Annotated in this window: 5 protein-coding genes and 2 rRNA genes; 2 read left to right on the top strand and 5 right to left on the bottom strand. The window is 66.0% G+C overall.

Features of this window, described 5'->3' with window-relative positions:
* From ACFQ58_RS17735 to tyrS, 4 genes are all read right to left on the bottom strand, one after another.
* A 23S ribosomal RNA gene (locus ACFQ58_RS17735) occupies positions 1 to 1,226 on the bottom strand; the annotation flags it as partial.
* A gap of 487 nt (positions 1,227 to 1,713) precedes the next feature.
* Positions 1,714 to 3,240: ribosomal RNA gene (locus ACFQ58_RS17730) — 16S ribosomal RNA — on the bottom strand.
* A 437-nt stretch (positions 3,241 to 3,677) separates the two neighbouring features.
* The gene (locus ACFQ58_RS17725; RefSeq protein ID WP_376952532.1) at positions 3,678 to 5,015 is read right to left on the bottom strand and encodes a CoA transferase; all 1,338 of its coding nucleotides are present in this window, start codon (positions 5,013 to 5,015) and stop codon (positions 3,678 to 3,680) included.
* 45 nt (positions 5,016 to 5,060) lie between these two features.
* Positions 5,061 to 6,362 (bottom strand): tyrosine--tRNA ligase, encoded by a 1,302-nt coding sequence (gene tyrS, locus ACFQ58_RS17720; RefSeq protein WP_376952531.1) that lies wholly within the window; start codon positions 6,360 to 6,362, stop codon positions 5,061 to 5,063.
* Positions 6,363 to 6,495: 133 nt separating this feature from the next.
* Between tyrS and ACFQ58_RS17715 the strand changes: the two genes are divergently transcribed.
* Both ACFQ58_RS17715 and ACFQ58_RS17710 read left to right on the top strand, forming a co-directional pair.
* Positions 6,496 to 7,185, top strand: coding sequence for a DNA-binding protein (locus tag ACFQ58_RS17715; protein ID WP_376952530.1), 690 nt, complete (start codon positions 6,496 to 6,498; stop codon positions 7,183 to 7,185).
* A gap of 64 nt (positions 7,186 to 7,249) precedes the next feature.
* Positions 7,250 to 7,846: a hypothetical protein gene (locus tag ACFQ58_RS17710; protein WP_376952529.1), complete on the top strand. Its 597-nt coding sequence runs from the start codon at positions 7,250 to 7,252 to the stop codon at positions 7,844 to 7,846.
* Positions 7,847 to 7,881: 35 nt separating this feature from the next.
* Here ACFQ58_RS17710 and ACFQ58_RS17705 read toward each other — a convergent pair whose 3' ends face one another.
* The gene (locus ACFQ58_RS17705; RefSeq protein ID WP_376952528.1) at positions 7,882 to 8,529 is read right to left on the bottom strand and encodes a DNA-3-methyladenine glycosylase; all 648 of its coding nucleotides are present in this window, start codon (positions 8,527 to 8,529) and stop codon (positions 7,882 to 7,884) included.

Genomic DNA, 8,529 nt, shown 5'->3' with positions numbered 1-8,529 from the left:
CGTTACATTGTCGGCGCGGAATCACTTGACCAGTGAGCTATTACGCACTCTTTCAAGGGTGGCTGCTTCTAAGCCAACCTCCTGGTTGTCTGTGCAACTCCACATCCTTTCCCACTTAGCACGCGCTTAGGGACCTTAGTCGGTGGTCTGGGTTGTTTCCCTCTCGACGATGAAGCTTATCCCCCACCGTCTCACTGCTGCGCTCTCACTTACCGGCATTCGGAGTTTGGCTGACGTCAGTAACCTGTTGGGGCCCATCGGCCATCCAGTAGCTCTACCTCCGGCAAGAAACACGCAACGCTGCACCTAAATGCATTTCGGAGAGAACCAGCTATCACGAAGTTTGATTGGCCTTTCACCCCTATCCACAGCTCATCCCCTCAGTTTTCAACCTAAGTGGGTTCGGTCCTCCACGACGTCTTACCGTCGCTTCAACCTGGCCATGGATAGATCACTTCGCTTCGGGTCTAGGACCTGCGACTGAATCGCCCTATTCAGACTCGCTTTCGCTACGGCTGCCCCACACGGGTTAACCTCGCCACAGATCACTAACTCGCAGGCTCATTCTTCAAAAGGCACGCCGTCACAGCTACAAGGCTGCTCCGACGGTTTGTAAGCAAACGGTTTCAGGTACTATTTCACTCCCCTCCCGGGGTACTTTTCACCTTTCCCTCACGGTACTTGTCCGCTATCGGTCATCTGGGAGTATTTAGGCTTATCAGGTGGTCCTGACAGATTCACACGGGATTTCTCGGGCCCCGTGCTACTTGGGATACCTCTCCGGCCGGCCGCGCATTTCGACTACGGGACTCACACCCACTCTGGTCCGGCTTTCAATCCGGTTCGTCTATACACGACACGTCACCGCCGCTGTCCGGCAGAACAGCGCGAAAGGTCCCACAACCCCGACCATGCAACCCCTGCCGGGTATCACACATGACCGGTTTAGCCTCATCCGCTTTCGCTCGCCACTACTCACGGAATCACGGTTGTTTTCTCTTCCTGTGGGTACTGAGATGTTTCACTTCCCCACGTTCCCTCTACCCGCCCTATATATTCAGGCGGGAGTCACCAGGTCACCACAAGGGGCCCGGCGGGGTTTCCCCATTCGGAAATCCTCGGATCACAGCTCGTTTATCAGCTCCCCGAGGCTTATCGCAGATTACGACGTCCTTCTTCGGCTCCAGATGCCAAGGCATCCACCGTTTGCTCTTAGAAACTTGAAATCACATGAGTTCGAATCGCGCACCCGAACCCGAAGGCCCGGATGCGAAATTGACCAGTGAAGACGCCAGCACAGGCACCCCGAAAGGCACCCACCTGGCGACTCACCTATTGTGAAACAGCCCGAAGGCTGCTTCTAAGATGCTCGCGTCCACTATGTAGTTCTCAACAGACGGCCAGAACCCCCACCCCACCAACCACCCGGTCGGCGTCATGAAGGCCTGAAGAGTCCAAACCGCCCCACCACGAACCCGCACCCGAAGATGCGACCCGCAGCAGGGGCTGCGCCCGGTCCCTCAGGACCCAACAGCGTGCACGTGCCCCGCCCGGCCGGCCCACACCGTTCCAACCCCCGAAGAGGCGTACTAGGTCCGAACCATTCAGACGAGCACCTATGTCAATGTTCCACCCATGAGCAGCCGACCAAGGACGTTCGCCTTGATGCCGGCATGCCTGGAACACCACCAGGGGTGTCCAGATGCTCCTTAGAAAGGAGGTGATCCAGCCGCACCTTCCGGTACGGCTACCTTGTTACGACTTAGTCCTAATCACCGATCCCACCTTCGACGGCTCCCTCCACAAGGGTTAGGCCACCGGCTTCGGGTGTTACCGACTTTCATGACTTGACGGGCGGTGTGTACAAGGCCCGGGAACGTATTCACCGCAGCGTTGCTGATCTGCGATTACTAGCGACTCCGACTTCATGAGGTCGAGTTGCAGACCTCAATCCGAACTGAGACCGGCTTTTTGGGATTCGCTCCGCCTTACGACATCGCAGCCCTTTGTACCGGCCATTGTAGCATGCGTGAAGCCCAAGACATAAGGGGCATGATGATTTGACGTCATCCCCACCTTCCTCCGAGTTGACCCCGGCAGTCTCACATGAGTCCCCACCATAACGTGCTGGCAACATGCGACGAGGGTTGCGCTCGTTGCGGGACTTAACCCAACATCTCACGACACGAGCTGACGACAACCATGCACCACCTGTATACGAGTGTCCAAAGAGTCCCGTATCTCTACGGTGTTCTCGTATATGTCAAGCCTTGGTAAGGTTCTTCGCGTTGCATCGAATTAATCCGCATGCTCCGCCGCTTGTGCGGGCCCCCGTCAATTCCTTTGAGTTTTAGCCTTGCGGCCGTACTCCCCAGGCGGGGCGCTTAATGCGTTAGCTACGACACGGAAACCGTGGAAAGGTCCCCACATCTAGCGCCCAACGTTTACGGCGTGGACTACCAGGGTATCTAATCCTGTTCGCTCCCCACGCTTTCGCTCCTCAGCGTCAGTAAGTGCCCAGAGACCTGCCTTCGCCATCGGTGTTCCTCCTGATATCTGCGCATTCCACCGCTACACCAGGAATTCCAGTCTCCCCTACACCACTCAAGTCTGCCCGTACCCACTGCAGGCCCGGAGTTGAGCCCCGGGATTTCACAGCAGACGCGACAAACCGCCTACGAGCTCTTTACGCCCAATAATTCCGGACAACGCTCGGACCCTACGTATTACCGCGGCTGCTGGCACGTAGTTAGCCGGTCCTTTTTCTGCAGGTACCGTCACCCCGAAAGGCTTCTTCCCTACTAAAAGCGGTTTACAACCCGAAGGCCGTCATCCCGCACGCGGCGTTGCTGCATCAGGCTTGCGCCCATTGTGCAATATTCCCCACTGCTGCCTCCCGTAGGAGTCTGGGCCGTGTCTCAGTCCCAGTGTGGCCGGTCACCCTCTCAGGCCGGCTACCCGTCGACGCCTTGGTGAGCCATTACCTCACCAACAAGCTGATAGGCCGCGAGTCCATCCCAAACCGAAAAACTTTCCACCCCACACCATGCGGTACAGGGTCCTATCCGGTATTAGCTCCGATTTCTCGGGGTTATCCCAGAGTCCAGGGCAGGTTACTCACGTGTTACTCACCCGTTCGCCACTAATCCCCCCCAGCAAGCTGGAAGTTCATCGTTCGACTTGCATGTGTTAAGCACGCCGCCAGCGTTCGTCCTGAGCCAGGATCAAACTCTCCAAAAAAAATGGTTCCCAACACCCCAAAGGGCATCAGGGAGTTCAAATCACTGACAGAGAAACAACTGACTCGAAAATCAAATTGTCCATCAATCAAAGGAAACCCATCCCCCACCCCCAAAAAGGGCAGGAAACACGGGGTTCAAAAAATTGGCATTGAACATAGTGCACGCTGTTGAGTTCTCAAGAAACGGACGCACCCGGGTCACGACCGCTTGACGCGGATCGATCAGCCGAGGCTGTTTCGTTGTCATCATCCGGGGATCCCGAGGGACCGAGCCGAACGCTTCGAACCAGGACGATCAGATCGTGAGGTTCGGGATCGTGCCGCTTGAGGAGGAGAAGCTCTTCGCCTCTCTCGCTCCTGTGGGGCAACGAATGAATACTTTACGGAGATCCCGGGGGCGCCGCAACTTGGCCCTGCATCCCGGGCGTGTCGCGCGTCATCCCGCCCATCCGGCGGGGTCCGACCCCAACGGATGCGGTGCCTCGCGCCACGCCATCGCGCCGCCCGGCGAGGCGATTGCGGGCAACGGGATCCGCTGCGATCCGGCGGCTCCCACGAGCGTCGTCGTGTGCCCGGCGCGCACCGCGTCGTCGATGCCGGCCGGCGACGGTTCTTCGCGCCGCGGCGTCGTGAGCAGCTCCGCGGCCGTCCGGCGCAGCGACATCCGCGCCAGCCAGGACCCGCCCTCCGCGCTGCGCCGGTGGAGCATCGTGGCCACGGCCGCGGCGACGAGGTAGCCCGTCGCATGGTCGAGCGCCTGGGCCGGCAACACCCCCGGTGATTCCGGGCCGCCTTCGACGAGCGCGATCCCGGATGCCGCCTGCACGAGGCTGTCGAATCCACCACGCTCCGCCGCGTCCCCGTCGAAGCCCCATGCCGAGAGCTGGGCGACGACGAGCCCCGGGTACTGCTCGAGCAGCGTGTCGGGGTCGAGTCCCAGTCGCGCGAGCGCGCTCGGCCGATAGCCGAGCACGAGCGCGTCGGCGGACGCGACGAGCTCATGGAGCCGCGCGGATCCGTGCTCGGTCCGGGCGTCCAGGATCGCGGTGCGCTTTCCCGGACCGGTGTCGAGGTGCTGCCAGCCGATCTCGGCGGGCGACGGCGGATCGATCCGGAGCACCTCCGCCCCGAGGAGCGCCAAGGTCCGGGTGGCCACGGGGCCCGCGATCACGCGCGTGAGGTCGAGCACGCGCACCCCGGCGAGCGGCAGCCCGAGACCGCGGCCGTGCGCGAGGCGACGCGTCGCGGCATCCCCCCGCCTGGTCACCTCGACGAGCGGCGCCGCGACCAGCGCGGCGTCGGCCGCCGGATCCTCGGGTGCGACCGCGACGCACATGCCGCCCGCCGCGGTCACGGCTCGTGCGAACTCGCCCGCATCCCACGCCGCGACCGCAGCATCGAGGATCGGCGGCGCCGCGGCATCCGCCTGGGAGAGCCCGAGCACGCGCCGCAGTGCCGCGGCATGGTGCGGATAGTTGCCGTGCGTGCGGACCCAGCCGTCCCGCGCGCGCCGGAATCCCGACAGCGGGGCCCACACGGCGGGCGCCTGGCCGTCGAACTCGACGACGCGCTCGCTCGTGAACGCGGTCGCGATGCGCGCGCCGTCGAGGCGCAGCGATCCGGGTTCGGCGGCGTGGGCCCAGCCGGCCAGGGTCGCGGCCGCGACGGATGCCGCAGCGAGCGATGACACGTCGAGCCGCGCGGGCAGCGGCACCTCGGGCAGCGCCGCGAGCCCGCGGAGCTCGCCGGGGTCACGGCCGAGCTCGGCCCACACGCGCGCGAGGAGACGGTCTCCCGCTCGCCCTCGCGCCACGGGGACCTACCGGACGAAGACGCCCGCGAGGGTCTTCTTGCCGCGGCGCAGCACGGCCATGCCGCCCGGCGGCACGCGGCCGTCGATCGTGGCGCCCTCGTCGTCGATCCGCACGTTGTCGAGCGAGACGCCGCCCTGCGCGATCGCCCGCCGGCCCTCGCTGAGGCTCGAGACGAGCCCGGTGTCGACGAGCAGTTGCACGATCGGGGCGCCGGGCGCGGCGTCGGTGTTCGGCAGCTCGCGCAGGGCGGCTTCGAGGGTGCCCTGGTCGAGCCCCGCGAGATCGCCCTGCCCGAACAGCGCCTGCGAGGCCGCGACGACGGCGGCCGTCGCATCCGCCCCATGCACCAGGGTGGTGACTTCGTGCGCCAGGACGCGCTGCGCCTCGCGCCGGAACGGCTCGGACTCGACCTTCGCCGCGAGCTCGTCGATGCGCTCGCGCGACAGGAACGTGAAGACCTTGAGCCGGTCGATCACGTCGGCGTCGTCGGTGTTCAGCCAGAACTGGTAGAAGCGGTACGGGCTGCACATCTCGGCATCGAGCCAGATCGCGTTGCCCTCGCTCTTGCCGAACTTGGTGCCGTCGGAGTTCGTGATGAGCGGTGTGCCGATCGCGTGCACGTGCCGGCCCTCGACGCGATGGATGAGGTCGGTGCCGCTCGTGAGGTTGCCCCACTGGTCGCTTCCGCCGGTCTGCAGCACGCACTCGTACTGGCGGTAGAGCTCGAGGAAGTCGAAGCCTTGCAGGATCTGGTAGCTGAACTCGGTGTAGCTGATGCCGACGTCGGAGTTCAGGCGTGAGGCCACCGCATCCTTCTTCAGCATGGTGCCGACGCGGTAGTGCTTGCCGATGTCGCGCAGGAAGTCGATCGCGGAGAGGTCGGCGGTCCAATCGAGGTTGTTGACCATGCGCACCGCATTGTCGCCCTCGGCGGAGAGGAATCGGCTGACCTGGGCGCGAAGCCGCTCGACCCACTCGGCGACGGTCTCCTTGGTGTTGAGCGTTCGCTCGGCGGTGGGTCGCGGGTCGCCGATGAGGCCAGTCGACCCGCCCACGAGCCCGAGCGGCTTGTGACCGGCGAGTTGGATGCGACGCAGCGTCAGGATCTGCACGAGGTTGCCGAGGTGCAGGCTGGGCGCGGTCGGGTCGAACCCGCAGTAGTACGTGATCGGCTCCCCCGCGAGCAGTTCCTTCAGGGCGGCCTCGTCGGTCGAGACGTGGACGAGCCCGCGCCAGCGGAGCTCCTCCCAGACGTCGTCGAACGTGGGGTCGTTCTGCTGTTCGGCGAGGATGGCGGGGTCGGACACGACAGCAAGGGTAGCAGCGGCCGTGGACCCGCCGTCCCGAAGGTATCCGGCTTGATCATCGCGCATGAAGGATTCATCCTTGATTTGTATTCGTGAAGGATGGTACCTTCAGCGTGACGTCGAAGGAGGGCACGTGTTCGTCATCACCGCCGACCAGGTCGGCAGCCGCACCGACATCGACCGATCCGCCGCGATGCAGGCCGACCTGCAGGAGCGATTCGGCGAACGCCTGCGACTGCCCGTCGACCAGACCGCCGGCGACGAGCTCCAAGCGCTGACCGAGCACGCCGACGCCGCCCTCGACCTCGTGCTCGCGCTCGGCCGCGACGGCCACTGGAGCACCGGGCTCGGCGTGGGCGAGGTGCGCACTCCCCTGCCCGACGCCGTCCGCAAGGCCGCTGGCGGGGCATTCATCGCCGCACGTGAGGCGGTCGATGCCGCCAAGCGCGCCGAGGGCAGGTTCGCGCTGCGTGCGGCGATCGATCCTGCGACGGCGACGGATGCCTCGGCGCCGGCGCTCGAGGCCGCCGAGCTCGAGCCGCTCGTCCGCCTGCTCCTGCTCGTGCGCGACCGTCGCAGCCCGCAGGGCTGGGAGGCGATCGACCTCGTCCGCGAGGTCGGCAGCCAGAAGCGCGCGGCCGAGACCCTGGGCATCTCCGACGCGGCGGTGAGCCAGCGCCTCAAGGCCGCGGTGTGGTCGATCGACGACGACGCCCGACCCGGCCTCGTGCGCCTGCTGGCCGATCTCGACCACGCGGCCGACCCCGCCGAGGCACGACTCGCCCGCACGGGACACGCGCGTGGTGACGGCGGCGATCGCTAGGCTCGATCGACGACGCCCGACCGATCCCGACGGTCGCGGACCCACCCCGAGGAGCGGAGACGACGTGAACCTGAACGATGCCATGTCGGCGTTCGGCTGGGCCGTGATCATCGGCTCGCTCGCGATCTCCGCCGTGTTCTCGGTGCTCGCCTATCACCGCCCTCGTCTGCCCTACCTGTACATCGCAGGCGGGGCCGTGGTCGTCGCGCTCGTCGCAGCGTCGACCGTGCGCGCCGACGTGCCCCCCGTCGCGGCGCCGCTCATCGCCCTGCTCGGGATGACCGTCGCGGTCTTCGGAGGCAGCCCCGCCGCGGCGACCGCGCTGCAGTTGGCGATGGGCGGCAGCGCGGCGCCCGGCGCGCACGGCGGCATCCTCGTGGCCGTGCGCTCAGACGAGCCGCGCGAGCCGGGCATCGCGCCGCCACGCCGCGAGGTGCTGCGGGGCGGACTGACGATCGGCATCCTCGAGCGCGTCGGCGGCGCGGGGTCGATCATCGCCGGCTTCCCCGAAGGCCTCGCCATCGTGGTGGCGATCAAGGGCGTCGGCCGGTTCACCGAGCTCGAGGCACCCGAGGCACGCGAGCGCTTCATCATCGGCACCTTCGCGAGCCTCACCTGGGCCTGCGCGGCCGCGCTGACGGTGCACATGGCGATCCGCTGACCGGTCTCGATGCATCGAACGCCGCGGTACCGGTCTCAGTGCGACTTCGGATGCCGCCGGTAGATCGAAACCCCCGCGTCACCCGGCAACCAGAACCGCCAGGGAAACGCCACCGCTCCCCCGGCACCGGCGATGCCCGTTCGCGGCCCAGTCTCGCGCGGCAGCGGCTCGACCGGCACCCGCAGCTCGAACGGCGGCGCCAGGAGGTCGCTGCCGTTGCGTGCGAGCGGCACGCCGAGCGCCTGTGCGAGCCGGGCCGGTCCGCGAGCGAGATCGCGCTCGGTCGACCGCGGTCGGCGCGAACGTGCGAGCTCGATCCCGTCGACGATCGTGCCCCCTCGCAGCAGCACGCCACCTGACGTGCCGGCGTGGTCGGCGACGATGTTCAGGCACGTGTGCATGCCGTACGTGAAGTAGGCGTACAGGTGACCGCCCTCGCCGAACATGACGGCGTTGCGCGCGGTCGGGCCGCGGAACGCGTGCGAGCCGGGATCCACGCCGACGCCGCGATACGCCTCGACCTCGGAGAGCCGCACGGCCACGCGTCCCTCGTCGGACTCGTACGCGAGCACGGCGCCGAGCAGCAGCGGCGCGAGCGCGACGGAGTCGCGGAGGAACCATGCGCGATCGGGGTGCACGAGCGTCGCGTCGTCCGCCCGCGCCATCCGCTCGCCCGTCGCCAT

Source organism: Agromyces sp. NPDC056523, from assembly GCF_042794545.1.
Taxonomy (GTDB): domain Bacteria; phylum Actinomycetota; class Actinomycetes; order Actinomycetales; family Microbacteriaceae; genus Agromyces.
Note: the sequence above shows the minus strand (reverse complement) of the source record. Positions and strands in the feature narration are given on the sequence as shown.

Excerpts from the sequence above, each read along its gene's own strand:
- ACFQ58_RS17705 (WP_376952528.1), bottom strand. The coding sequence starts at position 8,529 with ATGGCGACGGGCGAGCGGATGGCGCGGGCGGACGACGCGACGCTCGTG.